Raw genomic sequence first — 14,801 nt, forward strand, 5'->3', positions numbered from 1 at the left:
AACCTTGTAGGAGCCAGCTTGCTGACGAATGGCGCATGTTCGCCAGCAAGCTGGCTCCTACAGAGAGAGTACCGGCTGTCCGGCTGTCAACTCGCCTCTCCCCCAGATTCCGCGATGAACCAAAAAAAAAGGCGAAGCCGGGGCTTCGCCTTTTTTGATCGTGTTGCGATCAGTGATGCTTACGCGGTACCGATTTGAGCAGTTCGGCGGGGGGCATCTCGCAGTTGATCTTGCGACCCAGCAGTTCCTCGATCGGCGGCAGGGCGAAGGCGTCGTCCTCGCCGGCGAAGCTGATGGACGTACCGCTGGCTCCGGCGCGGCCGGTACGGCCAATACGGTGCACGTAGTCGTCCGGGTCTTCCGGCAGAGTGAAGTTGATCACGTGGCTGATGCCGTCGATATGGATGCCGCGGCCGGCGACGTCGGTGGCCACCAGGACGCGGATCTTGCCTTCGCGGAAACCTTCCAGGGTCCTGATGCGCTTGTGCTGCGGAACGTCGCCGGACATCTGGGCGGCACTGATGCCGTCGCGGGTCAGGCGCTCCTCGATGCGGCGGACCTCGTCCTTGCGGTTGGCGAAGACCATGACGCGGGTCCAGTCGTTCTGGTCGATCAGGTTGTACAGCAGCTTGTACTTGTCGCTACCGGCGACGGCATAGACATGCTGCTCGACGGTTTCGCTGGCCACGTTTTCCGGTTCGATCTCGACGATGGCGGGGTCGACGGTCCACTGCTTGGCCAGGTTCATCACGTCTTCGGTGAAGGTGGCGGAGAACAGCAGGGTCTGGCGCTCGCCCTTGTACGGGGTCTGGCGGATGATCTGGCGAACCTGCGGGATGAAGCCCATGTCGAGCATGCGGTCGGCTTCGTCCAGCACCATCACTTCGACCATGTCCAGGTGCACTTCGCCGCGCTGGTTGAAGTCCAGCAGACGGCCGGGCGTGGCTACCAGGATGTCGCAGAAGCGCGATTCCAGTTGCTTGAGCTGCTTGTCGAAGTCCATGCCGCCGACGAAGCTCATCACATTGAGGCCGCTGTGCTTGGTCAGCGCGGCGGCATCCTTGGCGATCTGCACCACCAGTTCACGGGTTGGCGCGATGATCAGCGCACGGGGTTCGCCCATGTAGCGCTCTTTCGGCGGCGGGGTCTGCAGTAGCTGGGTGATGATCGATATGAGGAACGCGGCGGTCTTGCCGGTGCCGGTCTGGGCGCGGCCGATGGCGTCCTGGCCCTTGAGGGTGAAGCCCAGCACCTGTGCCTGGATCGGCGTGCAGTAGGGGAAGCCGAGGTCGTGGATCGCGTGCATCAACCGTGGGTCGAGGTTGAAGTCGTGGAAGCGGGTCTTGCCTTCCTGGGGTTCTACCGCGAAGTCTTCCAGCTTCCAGTTATTGACCGGGGCTGAGGTTTTGGCGGGACGCTCGCGGCGCGGCTTGTCGGATTTCGGTTTGTCGCTGCGGGGTTTCTTCTCGCCGCGTGGGGTGCGCTCTGCGCTGCCTTCAGCCTTTTCGCCTGCGGTACGGGGCGCTCTCTTGGGCTTTTCCGGGCGCTCTTCGCTCTCGGCGCGAGCAGGGGCGGGTGCTGATGGGGTGGGGCTGGTTTGGGGCTCTTCGCCCTTGCTGAATATCTTTTTGAGTGCCTTGAGCACGGTGATCTCGTCAATTTGATTAAGGAGTGAACGCCCGCCAGTGTAAAGCAAGATGCCCGCGCGGCGAAGTGGCGCGGGCTACGGAGCATTGCGGGGCTTAAGGCAGGGCCTCGAGCAGCAGTCGGCGCACGTTGCCACCCATGATCGCGGCGATATCTGCCTCGCTGAAACCGGCTTCCTGCAAGCCCTGGGTGAGCTGGGCCAGGCCGCTGGTGTCGAATGGCGTGTGGACGGTACCGTCGAAATCCGAGCCAAGGGCCACGTGCTCGACCCCGACCTTGTCCGCGGTGTAGCGGATGGCGCGGACTATGGCGGCTACCGAGGTTTCGCAGACCGCGGCGTCCCAGTAGCCGATGCCGATGACGCCGCCCATGGCGGCGATGCCCTGCAGGTGCTTGTCGGTTAGGTTGCGCGAACCCGGGCAGGTGCCTACGACGCCAGTGTGGGAAACCAGCACAGGGCGTTCCGCGATGGCCAGCACGTCGTCGATCAGCGCGCGGGAGGCGTGGGCCAGATCCACGATCATCTTTTTCTCTTCCAGCTGCGCGATCACGCGACGCCCAAAGGGCGTCAGGCCACCTTTTTCCAGGCCATGGGCGGAGCCGCCGACTTCGTTGTCGAAAAAGTGGGTGAGGCCGGTGATACGGAAACCAGCATCGTAGAGCCGGTCGACGTTCTCCAGCTTGCCCTCCAGCGGGTGCAGGCCTTCGGTTGCGAGAATGGCGGCGGTTCGCTTGGGGTCCTTGTTCCAGGCCTCGAGGAAGCTGGCCAAGTCGGCGCGCGAGCGAACCAGCACCAGCTTGCCCTGGCTCTCGGCCGCGGCCTGCTGGAGTTTGTCACCTTGGTACAGGGCGCGCTGCAGGAGACTGGTCCAGGTAGGTTTTGGCCAGCGCTGGGCCAGGACCAGCAGGGTGATGTTGTCGCTGTCGGCGCCATTACTCTCGTAGTTGAGGCCGCGTGGGGTCTTGGTGACCGTGGAAAACACCTGGAGGCCGACCCGTCCTTCGAGCAGGCGCGGCAGGTCGCTGTGGCCGAAGTCGTGGCGCTCCAGCAGGTTGCGGTTCCAGAGCAGGGCGTCATCGTGCAGGTCGGCGACGAACAGGGTGTCGTGGAGCTTTTCTGCGGCGGGAGAGGCGGAGTAGGGCGGCGGCGTGGCCACGCTGTTCATTCGGCGGTCGAGCAGGTTTGGCAGGCTGAAGAAGATTCCCAGGCCGACGGGGATCAGTACGAGCACGGCGATCAGGGTTTTGCGCATGTCCAGCATCCTGGCTGTGGTGTTGTCGTGCCTCGCACTCTAGCAAACGGATGTTTGAATGCGTGGGAAATTGCTGCGTCGCCTAGGGACTCCGCTGTAGGGGTCAATTGATTCGCCAAGCAGGCCGAAGGCCGGCCAGTGGGGATGGGCCGCGGTCCTTCGCGAATGAGTTCGTTTCTACAACCAGACGTTGCTTTCAGCCGTGAAGGCGGTTGCGGCCGTTCTGCTTCGCTTGGTAGAGGGCGCTGTCGGCGCGGGCAATCAGCCCTTGCAGGCTGTCCCGCTGGCGCATCTGGGCAAGGCCGATGGAGACGGTCACGCCTGGGAGCACACCCAGTGGCGAATAGAAAGAGGTGATCTGCTCCAGACTGACGCGCAGCCGCTCGCCGATGGGACGGGCGTCGTTTTCGCCCAGTTCCGGCAGCAGTATCACGAACTCCTCGCCACCGAAGCGGGTCATGCTGTCCTTGGGCCGGAGCTGGCTGCGCAGGGTGTGCGCTACCAGGCACAGGGCATAATCGCCGGCCAGGTGGCCATGGGTGTCGTTGTAGGCCTTGAAGTGGTCGACATCCAGCATGAGCATGCTCAGTGGACTTTCATTGAAGGCGCAGCGCGTGCTTTCCCGCACGTAAATGTGTTCCAGCCAGCGGCGGTTGTAGAGCCCGGTCAGGGTATCGATGTTGGCGTGCTGTTCAGTGTCCAGGATGATGCGGTTGCCCTGGCGTACCCGCTCGCAGAGCAGCTCCAGCAGGTTCTGCATCATTTGCGGCGATTGCCGGAGCAGACCGACCAGGGCGTCCCGGTGCAAGCGCAGGACGGTGGAGGGTTCGCCGGCGACCACATAGGCACTGGGGCAGTTGTTGTCGATGAAGCTGATCTCGCCGGCGCATTCGCCCGGCATCAGGTTGGCGACCGGGGTGTTGTCGATCGACCCCAGGTGGACATCGAGCCTTCCGGCGAGCAACAGGTAGAGGTGCTGGTTGCGGTTGAAGGGCGACAGGACGACTTCTCCTGCCGCCAGAGCGCATGCGCGAAACTCCGTCAGCAGCCGCTTGAGGTTGCCCGGAGCGACATTGTGGAAAAGCCGCGCCTGACTGAGTTGCTGCAAGTCTTCCTGCCACTTGATGTGCTTCATCGCTGCAAAGGACCTGATTGGCAGTCGAAGCGGAGGGCACCGCTGACGTTCCTTGTCTATGGGTCGTGACCGGCGTTTGACATTATTCCGGCCGTTCTGGGCTGGCAATGCTCGTTCAAAATTCGGCCGACCAGCGGCCTGATTTATGTCAGCAACGTAACGTTGGCTGGAATTCGCGACTTATACCGCCACAAACGACACGGCAGGCGATCACGTCGTTGCCGGTCAGTGTCGGTTTGTTCGAGTCAAAACCAGCCTATCCCCTATGATTCCTGCGGATTTGCAGGCTTGGGATTCATGGTAGCTGGCTTTCTGCCATTAGCTCGTATTTGATCGAGAACCCGGCGAGGCAGGCGTTGAGCTGGCCCTCAAGGTCGGTCGAGAGGGCCTGCACATGGGTTTCGACGAACTGGCCGTTGCGGTCGTCGATGAGCACCTGGAGCAATCCTGCATAGATGGTCGGTACGCCGCTGAAGAAGCTCACCCTGTAGTGTTCGATGACCTTGCAGAAGTTCTGGACCAGCCGCGTGCTGCGGTAGTCGTGGGGCGTGGCGATGAGGATTTCAGCACCCGCGAAGAAAGGCGCGAGGCCGGTCACAATCATGCCGTCGACGTGGAATAGCGGTAGGCCGCACAGGGTACTGTCGGTTTCCCCGAGGTTGATCACATAGGCGAGGATCATCGCCACTTCATTTCGATGGTTGTGCGGCGCCAGCTTGGGCGTGGTGCCGGTGGTATGGAAGTAGGAAGCCACGTCGTCGGGGGCTATGACGTGGCCGCTTTGCAGGTGGTTGCTGGGGAACCCCTCGAGCAGTTCGTCGAATTCGAGGACGCCCTCAGGCTGGGTGCCGCGCTGGGCCTTGATGGCGCAGCCGCTCGGCCAACCAGGTGCCGATATCACGGATCTCTTCTGGCAGGACCTCATGGGCCATCGGATAGGCGCGCCACTGCACGGCCACTCCGGCCTTGGCCAGTCGATCGTGGGCGGAACGGCCCATTGCCGGGGTCACCACGTCGTCGAAGCTGCCATGCAAGCACAGTACCGGCAGTTGTTGTTTTGTTTCCGTCAGTTGCATTTCGTCACTGAACGTCGGGGCGTAGGTGGAGAGCGCGAGGACGCCGCCCAGTGGGCCCTGCCAGCGCAGGAACGCGGTGTGCAGGACAACGGCGCCGCCTTGGGAGAAGCCGGCCAGGAAAATGCGCGTCGGGTCGATCCCGCCATCGCGCAGCGCTTCGATCAGGTTGATCACCTGCTGCGCCGACTCTTCCAGTTGTGCCTGGTCGATGGCGCGCTCCGGGCTCATGGCTAGGATGTCGTACCAGGAAGGCATGGCCCAGCCGCCATTGATGGTGACTGGCCGGGTCGGTGCTTGCGGTAACACGAAGCGCGTGCTGTCGAGCACCTCCTGGAGCGCCTCGGCTACCGGGAGGAAGTCGTAGCGATCGGCGCCCAGCCCGTGAAGCCAGATGACACAGGCGTCGGCGGCAAGTGTGGGCTCAAGGATCAATGTGTCGCTCATGTGTGGCTCCGTTGTGGTGCTTCTGCCCACTTGGGGGGCAGTGCGTTCTGGGTAAGGTGGTTGATAACTGAATAATTTGTCGCAACGCTAAAACTTTACCTATTGACCTATAGGAAAGGCCCTGCGGGTTGCTGTCTGGTACGGCCCTTGCTAAGCGTCCTCCAAGCGAATTGTCCCATCAACCGGGTAACACCGGCGGGGCGAAACGGGTTGGGCACCGGTTGCAACTGGTGTCTTGCAAGCGCCCGCCAAGTGCTGACGATGGCATGGCAATGGGCGAAATCCGTCTCCAGCCCGTTCTACAAATGGGCGAGGAAGAGTCGGCTGGCGTGCGGAGCAGTGCCAACTAGACTCTTTCCTTAGGTCCGACACCCCGGTTGACCTTTTCTGGTGCATCGAAAGGTCGAACCTGCCTCACGAGGGTACGGCGGTGGGACCGAGACTCCAACACCAATAAAAGCAACTGGAGGTTTTGATGAAGATGGTGAAATCCACCCTGGCCGTGCTGACCGCGGCAGTCGTGTTCGGTGCCAGCGGTATCGCCCAGGCGGGCGCCACCCTGGACGCGGTTAAGAAGAAGGGCTTCGTACAGTGCGGCATCAGTGATGGCCTCCCGGGCTTTTCCTACGCTGATGGCAAAGGCAACTATCTGGGTATCGACGTCGACGTCTGCCGCGCAGTAGCGGCGGCAGTATTTGGCGATGCCAAAAAGGTGAAGTTCAGCCCGCTGACTGCCAAGGAACGTTTCACCGCGCTGCAGTCCGGCGAAGTGGATGTCCTGTCGCGCAACAGCACTTGGACCAGCTCCCGTGATGCGGCCATGGGCCTCAACTTCACCGGGGTGACCTACTACGACGGCCAGGGCTTCCTGGTGAACAAGAAACTGGGTGTTTCCAGTGCCAAGGAACTCGATGGCGCGACCGTCTGCATCCAGGCCGGTACCACCACTGAACTCAACCTCGCCGACTACTTCCGCGCCAATAGCCTGAAGTACACCCCCATCACCTATGACACCTCCGACGAGAGCGCAAAATCGCTCGAGTCCGGCCGTTGCGACGTGCTGACTTCCGACCAGTCCCAGCTCTATGCGCAGCGCATCAAGCTGGCGGCACCGGACGAGTACGTGGTGCTGCCGGAAGTGATCTCCAAGGAGCCCCTTGGCCCAGCCGTACGCCAGGGTGACGAGGAGTGGTTCGACATCGTGCGCTGGTCGCTGTTCGCATTGCTCAACGCAGAAGAGCTGGGCCTGAACTCGAAGAACGTCGAAGAGCAGGCCAAGACCACCAAGAACCCCGACATCGCCCGCCTGTTGGGGGCTGAAGGTGACTTCGGCAAGGACCTGAAGCTGCCGAAGGATTGGGCAGTCCAGATCGTCAAACAAGTTGGCAACTATGGTGAAGTCTTCGATCGCAATATCGGTGCCGGTAGCGAGCTGAAGATCGAGCGTGGTCTAAACGCCCTGTGGAACAAGGGCGGTCTGCAATACGCACCACCGGTGCGCTGACCGTCGCCCGGCGGCTGCATGATGCGCCGCCGGGTTTGAGTTCCGTTTAGCGAGAAGTCCGGCTGGCCGCATTCCCGTGGGCCAGCCGGGGCTTCAAAGAGGGCTGTCATGCAAAATCCTGCAAGTACCCCGCGCCCCCGTGGGTCGGTCTGGACCGACCCCAAGGCGCGCGCGTGGCTATTCCAGATCATCGCGGTCATCGCGGTCATCGCCATGGGCTGGTTCCTGTTTCAGAACACCCAGCACAACCTGCAACAACGCGGCATCCTGTCCGGCTTCGGTTTCCTCGAACAGAGCGCTGGCTTCGGAATCTCCCAGCACCTGATCGATTACACCGAGAGCGATACCTACGCTCGCGTCTTCGTCATCGGCCTGCTCAACACCTTGCTGGTGTCCTGCATCGGCATCTTCTTCGCTACCATCCTGGGGTTCATTCTGGGGGTGGCGCGGCTGTCGCCCAACTGGCTGATTCGTAAGTTGGCGACCATCTATATCGAGACCTTCCGCAACATCCCGCCGCTGCTGCAGATCTTCTTCTGGTACTTCGCGGTAATGCTGCCGATGCCCGGTCCGCGGCAGAGCCTGAGCCTGGGGGAGAATTTCTTCCTCAACAACCGTGGGCTGTACATGCCTGCACCGACCCAGGCGGACGGATTCTGGCCATTCATGGTGGGCATGGTGCTGGTGCTGCTGGCGATTATCGCCGTGGCCCGCTGGGCCAAGGCCAAGCGCGAGGCGACCGGCGAGCGCTTCCCGGTGCTGATCACGTCGCTGGTGCTGCTGATCGCGGTTCCGTTCCTCGTGGCCCAGGTGTTCGGCGCACCGTTCCTCTGGAGCGTGCCTGAGCTCACGGGCTTCAACTTCCGGGGTGGCTGGGTGGTGGTCCCTGAGCTGATCGCCCTGACCCTGGCGCTGACGGTGTACACCGCGGCATTCATCGCGGAGAACGTGCGTTCCGGCATCCAGGCGGTCAGCCATGGCCAGACCGAGGCGGCGCGTTCGCTCGGACTGCCGGCGGGCAAGCTCCTGCGCCTGGTGATCATCCCGCAGGCTCTGCGCGTGATCATCCCGCCACTCACCAGCCAGTATCTGAACCTGGCCAAGAACTCGTCCCTGGCAGCCGGTATCGGATATCCGGACATGGTGTCGCTGTTCGCCGGAACCGTACTCAACCAGACCGGCCAGGCCATCGAGGTGATTGCCATCACGATGAGCGTCTACCTGGCCATCAGCATCAGCATTTCGATCCTGATGAACTGGTACAACAAGCGCATTGCGCTGATCGAGCGGTGAGGTCCGAGCCATGACGACACATGTATTCAAGCCCGACCAGCCGCCACCCCGCCTCAGCGTTGGCGCTCTTGGCTGGATGCGTTCCAACCTGTTCTCCAACTGGTTCAACTCCTTGTTGACCCTGTTTGCCATCTACCTGATCTGGCTGATCGTGCCGCCGCTGCTGCAGTGGGCGTTCTTCCAGGCCGACTGGACGGGCACCACACGGGCCGACTGCACCAGCGAAGGCGCTTGCTGGGTGTTCATCAAGATGCGCTTCAGCCAGTTCATGTATGGCTTCTACCCTGAAGCGCTGCGCTGGCGGGTGGACCTGGCGGTCTGGCTGGCGATCATCGGCGCCGCACCGTTGTTCGTGCCCAAGTTCCCGCACAAGGCTATCTATGGCCTGGGATTCCTGGTGGCCTATCCGCTGCTCGCGTACTGGCTGCTGCATGGCGGATTCCTCGGCATGGAAACAGTCTCCACCAGCCAGTGGGGCGGGTTGATGCTGACCCTGGTGATCGCCTCCGTGGGCATCGTCGGTGCATTGCCACTGGGCATCATGCTGGCACTGGGCCGGCGTTCCGACATGCCGGCGATCCGCGTTCTCTGCGTCACCTTCATCGAGTTCTGGCGCGGCGTTCCGCTGATCACCGTGCTGTTCATGTCCTCGGTGATGCTGCCGCTGTTCCTGCCCGAGGGACTGAGCTTCGACAAGCTGCTGCGCGCGCTGATCGGGGTAATCCTGTTCCAGTCGGCCTACATCGCCGAAGTGGTGCGGGGTGGCCTGCAGGCCATTCCCAAGGGGCAGTACGAAGCGGCTGCCGCGATGGGCCTGGGCTACTGGCGGATGATGGGCCTGGTGATCCTGCCGCAAGCCCTGAAGCTGGTGATTCCCGGCATCGTCAACACCTTCATCGCCCTGTTCAAGGACACCAGCCTGGTGATCATCATCGGTTTGTTCGACCTGCTCAACAGTATCAAGCAGGCCACCACCGATCCGACCTGGCTGGGCATGGCGACCGAAGGCTACGTCTTCGCCGCCCTGGTGTTCTGGATTTTCTGTTTCGGCATGTCCCGCTACTCCATGAGCCTGGAGCGCAAGCTGGACACCGGCCACAAGCGTTAGGAGTCACCCATGACTGAAGCAAGCAAAAAAACCGCCGGCGAGCCGATCATCCGCATGCAGGGCGTGAACAAGTGGTACGGCCAGTTCCACGTGTTGAAAGACATCAACCTGGAGGTGCAGCAGGGCGAGCGTATCGTCCTCTGTGGGCCTTCCGGTTCCGGCAAGTCCACCACTATCCGCTGCATCAACCGCCTGGAAGAGCACCAGCAGGGGCACATCATCGTCGATGGCACCGAGCTGACCAACGATCTCAAGCACATCGAGGCGATCCGCAGCGAAGTGGGCATGGTATTCCAGCACTTCAACCTGTTCCCGCACCTCACCGTGCTGCAGAACTGCACGCTGGCGCCCATGTGGGTACGCAAGATGCCCAAGCGCAAGGCCGAGGAAATCGCCATGCACTTCCTGGAGCGGGTGCGCATCCCCGAGCAGGCCAACAAGTACCCGGGCCAGCTCTCCGGCGGGCAGCAGCAGCGGGTGGCCATTGCTCGCGCGCTGTGCATGAAGCCGAAGATCATGCTGTTCGACGAACCCACCTCGGCGCTCGATCCGGAGATGGTCAAGGAAGTGCTCGACACCATGATCGGCCTGGCCCAGGACGGCATGACCATGCTCTGCGTGACCCACGAAATGGGCTTCGCCCGCACCGTGGCGAACCGGGTGATCTTCATGGACAAGGGCGAGATCGTCGAACAGAACGAACCTCACGCCTTCTTCGACAATCCACAGAACGAGCGGACCAAGCTGTTCCTGGGGCAGATCCTGCACTGAGGCGTCGCTTGCTGCGAAAGGAGCCTTCGGGCTCCTTTTTTCATGGATTCATGCCGTACCCTCCCTACACCACGTGTTTGTCGGAGCCCCTCATGGCCCATCCCAACGCCGAACTCATCACCCGCTTCTACCAGGCCTTCCAGCGCCTCGACGCGGAAACCATGGCCGCCTGCTACAGCCCCGATGTGCGGTTCAGCGATCCGGTGTTCCCCGATCTGCGCGGCGAAGAGGCGGCCGACATGTGGCGCATGCTCGCCAGCCGTGCGCAGCAGTTTTCCCTGACCTTCGACGGTGTCGAGGCGGATGACCGCCTCGGTCGCGGGCGCTGGGTGGCGACCTACCTGTTCAGCCAGACCGGGCGAATGGTGGTCAATCGCATCGAGGCGCGCTTTCGCTTCGAGGATGGCCGCATCACTGAGCATCGTGACAGCTTCGATGTGTGGCGTTGGGCGCGGCAGGCACTAGGTGCCAAGGGGCTGCTGCTTGGCTGGCTGCCGGCGGTGCAGGGCAAGGTCCGCCAGCAGGCCGCACGTGGCTTGGCTGCCTATCGCGCCGGGCGTTGATGGCCTGGGCTTGTGCCAGGCAGCGGCACGGTGCCTAATCTCGCCGCTTCCCCACTGGACTATCCGATGTCTGAAGAACCCACCCCCGCAGCCAAGCCCTGGTTCGTCTACCTGGTGCGCGCCGAGAACGGCGCTTTGTATTGCGGCATCAGCGACGACCCACAGCGGCGTTTCGCCCAACACCAGAGCGGCAAGGGCGCGCGCTTTTTCCATTCCAGCCCGGCCCAGGCGCTGGTGTTCGTCGAGTCCTGTATCGACAAGGGTGAGGCCTTGCGTCGCGAGCGTGCCATCAAGCAGTTGCGCAAGGCGGCCAAGGAGCGTCTGGTGCTCCAGGGAATGCCAATCCAGCCGGCTGATGCCTTGGTATCAGGCTGACCCCGTGTGCCTGGGGTGTGCGCCCGGTTAAGCTGCGACATCATCCGATCCGACATGGAGCCCGTCATGCATGAGTTGATCCTGCACCATTACCCGACCTCGCCCTTCGCCGAGAAAGCCCGTCTGATGCTGGGCTTCAAGCAGCTCTCCTGGCGGTCGGTGCTGATCCCGCCGGTGATGCCCAAGCCGGACCTCACCGCTCTCACCGGCGGCTACCGCAAGACCCCGGTGCTGCAGGTAGGTGCAGACGTCTACTGCGACACGGCGCTGATTGCCCGTCGCCTGGAGGCGGAGAAGGCCACCCCGGCCCTGTTCCCTGAGGGTCAGGAGTTCAACGTCGCCAGCTTTGCCCTGTGGGTGGACTCGGTGATCTTCCAGCATGCCGTTGCCCTGGTGTTCCAGCCTGAGTCGGTAGCCGTGCGTTTCGGCAAGTTGCCACCGGAGGCGATCAAGGCCTTCATCGCCGACCGTTCCGGGCTGTTCAGCGGGGGCAGCGCCACCCGCCTGCCGCTGGAGCAGGCCAAGCACAACTGGCCGACCTTGATGGCACGCGCAGAGCAGCAGCTGGCGCGCAGCGAGGGCGATTTCCTGTTCGGCGAGCCCTCCATGGCCGACTTCTCCCTGGCCCACTGCCTGTGGTTCCTCAAGGGCACCCCGGTCACCGCGCCGTTGGTGGATGCTTACCCTGAAGTGTCGGCCTGGCTGGGGCGCGTCCTGGGCTTTGGCCATGGCTCTCCCAGCGAGCTGTCTTCGAGCGAGGCGCTGGAAATCGCCCGTAACGCGTCGCCGGCGGCACTGCCGGATGAGGATTTCGATGAGCCGAACGGCTTCGAGCTCGGGCAGAAAGTGCGCGTGGCAGCCACCGATTACGGTGTCGATCCGGTGGAAGGCGAGTTGCTCTTCGCTGGCCGTGAAGAACTCATCCTGCGCCGCGAAGACGAGCGCGCCGGCGTCGTGCACGTGCATTTCCCGCGACTGGGCTTCCGCATCGAGGCGTGTTGAGTGGTGGGACGCTGCTCTTGTGGGGGCAAATTCATTCGCAAAGGGCCGCAAAGCGGCCCCTGATTGGCTGAGGGGCAGTCTTTCGGGTGACTTGGTGAGTGAATTCGCCCCGACAGGAAAAGCCCCCGGACGCTAATCAGCCCCACAAAGACAACGCCCGGCATTGCCGGGCGTTGTCGTTTCAGTCTTCCTTGCGTCGCTTGAGCTGATCCTTCAGCTGGGTCGGCAGCTGGCGGATGATCAGCATGTCGCGGCCCTCGTCGTACTCCACCTTTGAACCCAGCAGGTGTGCTTCGAAGCTGATGGACAACCCTTCGGCGCGGCCGGTGAAGCGCTGGAACTGACTAAGGGTGCGCTTGTCCGGCGGAATCTCCGGGGAGAGGCCGTAGTCCTTGTTGCGGATATGTTCGTAGAAGGCGCGCGGACGTTCTTCATCGATCAGCCCGGACAGCTCTTGCAGGGTGATCGGCTCGCCCAGCTTGGCCTGGGTGCTGGCGTAATCCACCAAGGTCTTGGTCTTCTCGCGGGCCTGCTCTTCGGCCAGGTCTTCGCTCTCGACGAAATCACTGAAGGCTTTGAGCAGGGTGCGCGTCTCGCTGGGCGGGTCGATGCCTTCCTGGCAGCCGATGAAGTCGCGGAAGTAATCCGAGACCTTCTTGCCATTCTTGCCCTTGATGAAGGAGATGTATTGCTTCGACTGCTGGTTGTTCTGCCACTCGGACAGGTTGATGCGCGCTGCCAGGTGCAATTGGCCCAGGTCCAGGTGCCGGGCTGGCGCCACGTCCAGGGCGTCGGTGACGGTCACGCCTTCGCTGTGATGCAGCAGGGCGATGGCCAGGTAGTCGGTCATGCCTTGCTGATAGTGGGCGAAGAGCACATGGCCGCCTGTGGAGAGGTTGGACTCTTCCATCAGCTTCTGCAGGTGCTCAACGGCCTGGCGGGTGAAGGCGGTGAAGTCGCGGCCGCCGTCCTGGTACTCCTTCAGCCAGCCGCTGAAGGGGTAGGCGCCGGACTCTTCGTGAAAGAAGCCCCAGGCCTTGCCCTGCTTGGCGTTGTAGCTCTCGTTGAGGTCGGCCAGGAGGTTTTCCATGGCCTGGGATTCGGCCAGTTCGCTATCCCGGGCATGCAGCACGGCGGCGCTGCCGTCGGGCTTCTTGTCGATGAGGTGGACGATGCAGTGGCGGATGGGCATGGGGTTCGACCGTTGGAGAAAGACGCTCAGCCGGCGCGCGGGAGCGCCGGCGGGAAAAGTGCGCCAGTTTACCCGACCTGCTCGTTGGCTGCCTGCCGTCGCTGCAAGGCGTATAACCGTTCGATCACATAGCGCAGGTGCACGTGCAGGTCATACAGCTCGTTGGAGTAGGAGAGCGGCACCTCGACCTTGGCCAGGCGGTCCTCCAGACTCTCCAGGCGCTCGATCTCGGCACTCAGCTCGTCCGGCAGGGCGCCGGCGTCCAGCTTGCGGTCGATTTCGCGCAGGTACTTGTACCAGCGGTAAATGCGTGCCCGAATGCGCCAGCGGTAGATTGGACCGACGGCCTTGAGCAGCGGAATCATGATCACGATCAGCGGGATCAGCAGGATGATGTAGCGATCCGCCAGCGAAGCGATGCGGAAGGGCACGTAGCGCTGCAGGATCGGCAAGCCCTTCTCGTAGTAGTAATCGGCCTCGTCGAGCGTCGGCAAGGTTTGCGGTTTGGCGCTCGGGTACTGGCCTGCAGCGTCGAGGAGGGTACCGTTCTTCATCACTTCGCGGGCGGCTTCGAGGATCAGTGGTGTCAGTGAGGTGTGGAAGCTGTCGTTGGCCACCAGGGTGGCGACGGGGGCCAGGGTACGGATGTCCTGCGAGGGGCTGTTCGTCGCAAGGTTGAGCAACCCTTCGCCGACCTCCAGTTTGGTCAGGAAGGGCAGGCGTGCGCCGTAGGCAGTGCTGCGGCGGAAGCTGACCAGGTCCAACTGCGGCTGCGCCGCCAGGCGCTGGATCAGCGGGTTTTCCGCCGGACCGATGAAAAACGCAGCGTCCAGATCCCCAGCGATCAGCGCCTCGGCGGCCGGGGTGCCGCTGAAGGCCTTCCATTCGGCGGGATACTGGTCTTCATTGATCTGGTTGGCGCTCAGGATGGCATCGCTGATCGAGCGGGTGCCGCTGTTCGGTGCGCCAATGGCTACTCGTAGCCGCTTCAGGTCGGCCATGCTGTCGATCTCCAGCTCCTTGTGCTTGAACAGCCACAACGGCTCCTGAAACATCACGCCCAGGCCGTGCAGCTTTCCACGCGCCTGGTTGTCCAGCGTCAGCTCCTGGCCGCTCTGGATCAGCGCGATCTCAACGTCGCCGGCCTGTAACTTGGCCAGGTTGTCCAGCGAGCCGCTACTGGGCACCAGCTCCAGCTCGAAGCTCTGTTTGGCCAGCTCGGCCTTGAGCTTCTCGCCGAACTCGCTGTAGCCGCCGGAGGGGCTGCCAGTGGCCAGGCGGGCATGCATGGGCGGCGGCGGAGCGACAAAGTAGAAGAGGGCGCCGACCAGCGCCGCCAGCACTGGAATCAACCAGAGGTTGGCGAGCAGCATGATCTTGATGTCGCGGAAGATGCGTTGCATGGAATTCCCTGTCGGCAGCGGTCAGCAGTAAGGAT

Annotated in this window: 13 protein-coding genes and 1 pseudogene; 7 read left to right on the plus strand and 7 right to left on the minus strand. The window is 62.7% G+C overall.

Going from position 1 to position 14,801, the window contains the following annotated elements:
• Window positions 1-169 precede the first annotated feature (169 nt).
• From rhlB to J7302_RS18850, 5 genes and pseudogenes are all read right to left on the minus strand, one after another.
• Window positions 170-1,645, minus strand: a complete 1,476-nt coding sequence (gene rhlB, locus J7302_RS18830; protein ID WP_215378156.1) for an ATP-dependent RNA helicase RhlB — start codon at window positions 1,643-1,645, stop codon at window positions 170-172.
• A 97-nt stretch (window positions 1,646-1,742) separates the two neighbouring features.
• Entirely contained in the window at window positions 1,743-2,900 is a 1,158-nt protein-coding gene (locus J7302_RS18835) for a dipeptidase (protein WP_215378158.1), read from the minus strand.
• Window positions 2,901-3,096: 196 nt separating this feature from the next.
• Window positions 3,097-4,035: a GGDEF domain-containing protein gene (locus J7302_RS18840; protein ID WP_215378163.1), complete on the minus strand. Its 939-nt coding sequence runs from the start codon at window positions 4,033-4,035 to the stop codon at window positions 3,097-3,099.
• Between the two features lie 433 nt (window positions 4,036-4,468).
• Window positions 4,469-4,915: pseudogene (locus tag J7302_RS18845) on the minus strand (AMP-binding protein); the annotation flags it as partial.
• Complete coding sequence (locus J7302_RS18850; protein WP_215378166.1) at window positions 4,872-5,555, minus strand: alpha/beta hydrolase; 684 nt, start codon at window positions 5,553-5,555, stop codon at window positions 4,872-4,874. The pseudogene J7302_RS18845 and the gene J7302_RS18850, both read right to left, overlap by 44 nt.
• A 475-nt stretch (window positions 5,556-6,030) precedes the next feature.
• Between J7302_RS18850 and J7302_RS18855 the strand changes: the two genes are divergently transcribed.
• The 7 genes from J7302_RS18855 to J7302_RS18885 all read left to right on the plus strand — a co-directional run bounded on the left by J7302_RS18855 (window position 6,031) and on the right by J7302_RS18885 (window position 12,171).
• The gene (locus J7302_RS18855) at window positions 6,031-7,059 is read left to right on the plus strand and encodes an amino acid ABC transporter substrate-binding protein (protein WP_215378169.1); all 1,029 of its coding nucleotides are present in this window, start codon (window positions 6,031-6,033) and stop codon (window positions 7,057-7,059) included.
• A 108-nt stretch (window positions 7,060-7,167) separates the two neighbouring features.
• Window positions 7,168-8,352, plus strand: a complete 1,185-nt coding sequence (locus J7302_RS18860; protein ID WP_215378173.1) for an amino acid ABC transporter permease — start codon at window positions 7,168-7,170, stop codon at window positions 8,350-8,352.
• Window positions 8,353-8,362: 10 nt separating this feature from the next.
• Window positions 8,363-9,460 carry an amino acid ABC transporter permease gene (locus J7302_RS18865; RefSeq protein ID WP_215378177.1) on the plus strand — a complete coding sequence of 366 codons (1,098 nt, stop codon included), beginning with the start codon at window positions 8,363-8,365 and terminating at the stop codon, window positions 9,458-9,460.
• 9 nt (window positions 9,461-9,469) lie between these two features.
• Window positions 9,470-10,231 carry an amino acid ABC transporter ATP-binding protein gene (locus J7302_RS18870; RefSeq protein WP_215378180.1) on the plus strand — a complete coding sequence of 254 codons (762 nt, stop codon included), beginning with the start codon at window positions 9,470-9,472 and terminating at the stop codon, window positions 10,229-10,231.
• 92 nt (window positions 10,232-10,323) lie between these two features.
• Entirely contained in the window at window positions 10,324-10,794 is a 471-nt protein-coding gene (locus tag J7302_RS18875; protein WP_215378183.1) for a nuclear transport factor 2 family protein, read from the plus strand.
• A 66-nt stretch (window positions 10,795-10,860) separates the two neighbouring features.
• Window positions 10,861-11,169, plus strand: coding sequence for a GIY-YIG nuclease family protein (locus J7302_RS18880; RefSeq protein WP_215378186.1), 309 nt, complete (start codon window positions 10,861-10,863; stop codon window positions 11,167-11,169).
• Between the two features lie 66 nt (window positions 11,170-11,235).
• Window positions 11,236-12,171: a glutathione S-transferase family protein gene (locus J7302_RS18885; protein ID WP_215378190.1), complete on the plus strand. Its 936-nt coding sequence runs from the start codon at window positions 11,236-11,238 to the stop codon at window positions 12,169-12,171.
• Window positions 12,172-12,352: 181 nt separating this feature from the next.
• Here J7302_RS18885 and yejK read toward each other — a convergent pair whose 3' ends face one another.
• A complete protein-coding gene (gene yejK / locus J7302_RS18890) occupies window positions 12,353-13,363 on the minus strand; it encodes a nucleoid-associated protein YejK (RefSeq protein WP_215378194.1) in 1,011 nt (336 codons plus the stop codon).
• Between the two features lie 68 nt (window positions 13,364-13,431).
• Window positions 13,432-14,766 carry a TAXI family TRAP transporter solute-binding subunit gene (locus tag J7302_RS18895; protein ID WP_215378201.1) on the minus strand — a complete coding sequence of 445 codons (1,335 nt, stop codon included), beginning with the start codon at window positions 14,764-14,766 and terminating at the stop codon, window positions 13,432-13,434.
• Between the last annotated feature and the right edge of the window lie 35 nt (window positions 14,767-14,801).

Source organism: Metapseudomonas boanensis, assembly GCF_018704125.1.
In the GTDB taxonomy this organism is placed as follows: domain Bacteria; phylum Pseudomonadota; class Gammaproteobacteria; order Pseudomonadales; family Pseudomonadaceae; genus Metapseudomonas; species Metapseudomonas boanensis.

Bases quoted from the DNA above. Each gene is read 5' to 3' on its own strand.
- J7302_RS18835 (WP_215378158.1), bottom strand. From the start codon at position 2,900: ATGCGCAAAACCCTGATCGCCGTGCTCGTACTGATCCCCGTCGGCCTG.
- J7302_RS18850 (WP_215378166.1), bottom strand. From the start codon at position 5,555: ATGAGCGACACATTGATCCTTGAGCCCACACTTGCCGCCGACGCCTGT.
- J7302_RS18860 (WP_215378173.1), top strand. From the start codon at position 7,168: ATGCAAAATCCTGCAAGTACCCCGCGCCCCCGTGGGTCGGTCTGGACC.
- J7302_RS18895 (WP_215378201.1), bottom strand. From the start codon at position 14,766: ATGCAACGCATCTTCCGCGACATCAAGATCATGCTGCTCGCCAACCTC.
- J7302_RS18855 (WP_215378169.1), top strand. From the start codon at position 6,031: ATGAAGATGGTGAAATCCACCCTGGCCGTGCTGACCGCGGCAGTCGTG.
- J7302_RS18875 (WP_215378183.1), top strand. From the start codon at position 10,324: ATGGCCCATCCCAACGCCGAACTCATCACCCGCTTCTACCAGGCCTTC.
- J7302_RS18880 (WP_215378186.1), top strand. From the start codon at position 10,861: ATGTCTGAAGAACCCACCCCCGCAGCCAAGCCCTGGTTCGTCTACCTG.
- J7302_RS18885 (WP_215378190.1), top strand. From the start codon at position 11,236: ATGCATGAGTTGATCCTGCACCATTACCCGACCTCGCCCTTCGCCGAG.
- J7302_RS18870 (WP_215378180.1), top strand. From the start codon at position 9,470: ATGACTGAAGCAAGCAAAAAAACCGCCGGCGAGCCGATCATCCGCATG.
- J7302_RS18865 (WP_215378177.1), top strand. From the start codon at position 8,363: ATGACGACACATGTATTCAAGCCCGACCAGCCGCCACCCCGCCTCAGC.
- J7302_RS18840 (WP_215378163.1), bottom strand. From the start codon at position 4,035: ATGAAGCACATCAAGTGGCAGGAAGACTTGCAGCAACTCAGTCAGGCG.
- yejK (WP_215378194.1), bottom strand. From the start codon at position 13,363: ATGCCCATCCGCCACTGCATCGTCCACCTCATCGACAAGAAGCCCGAC.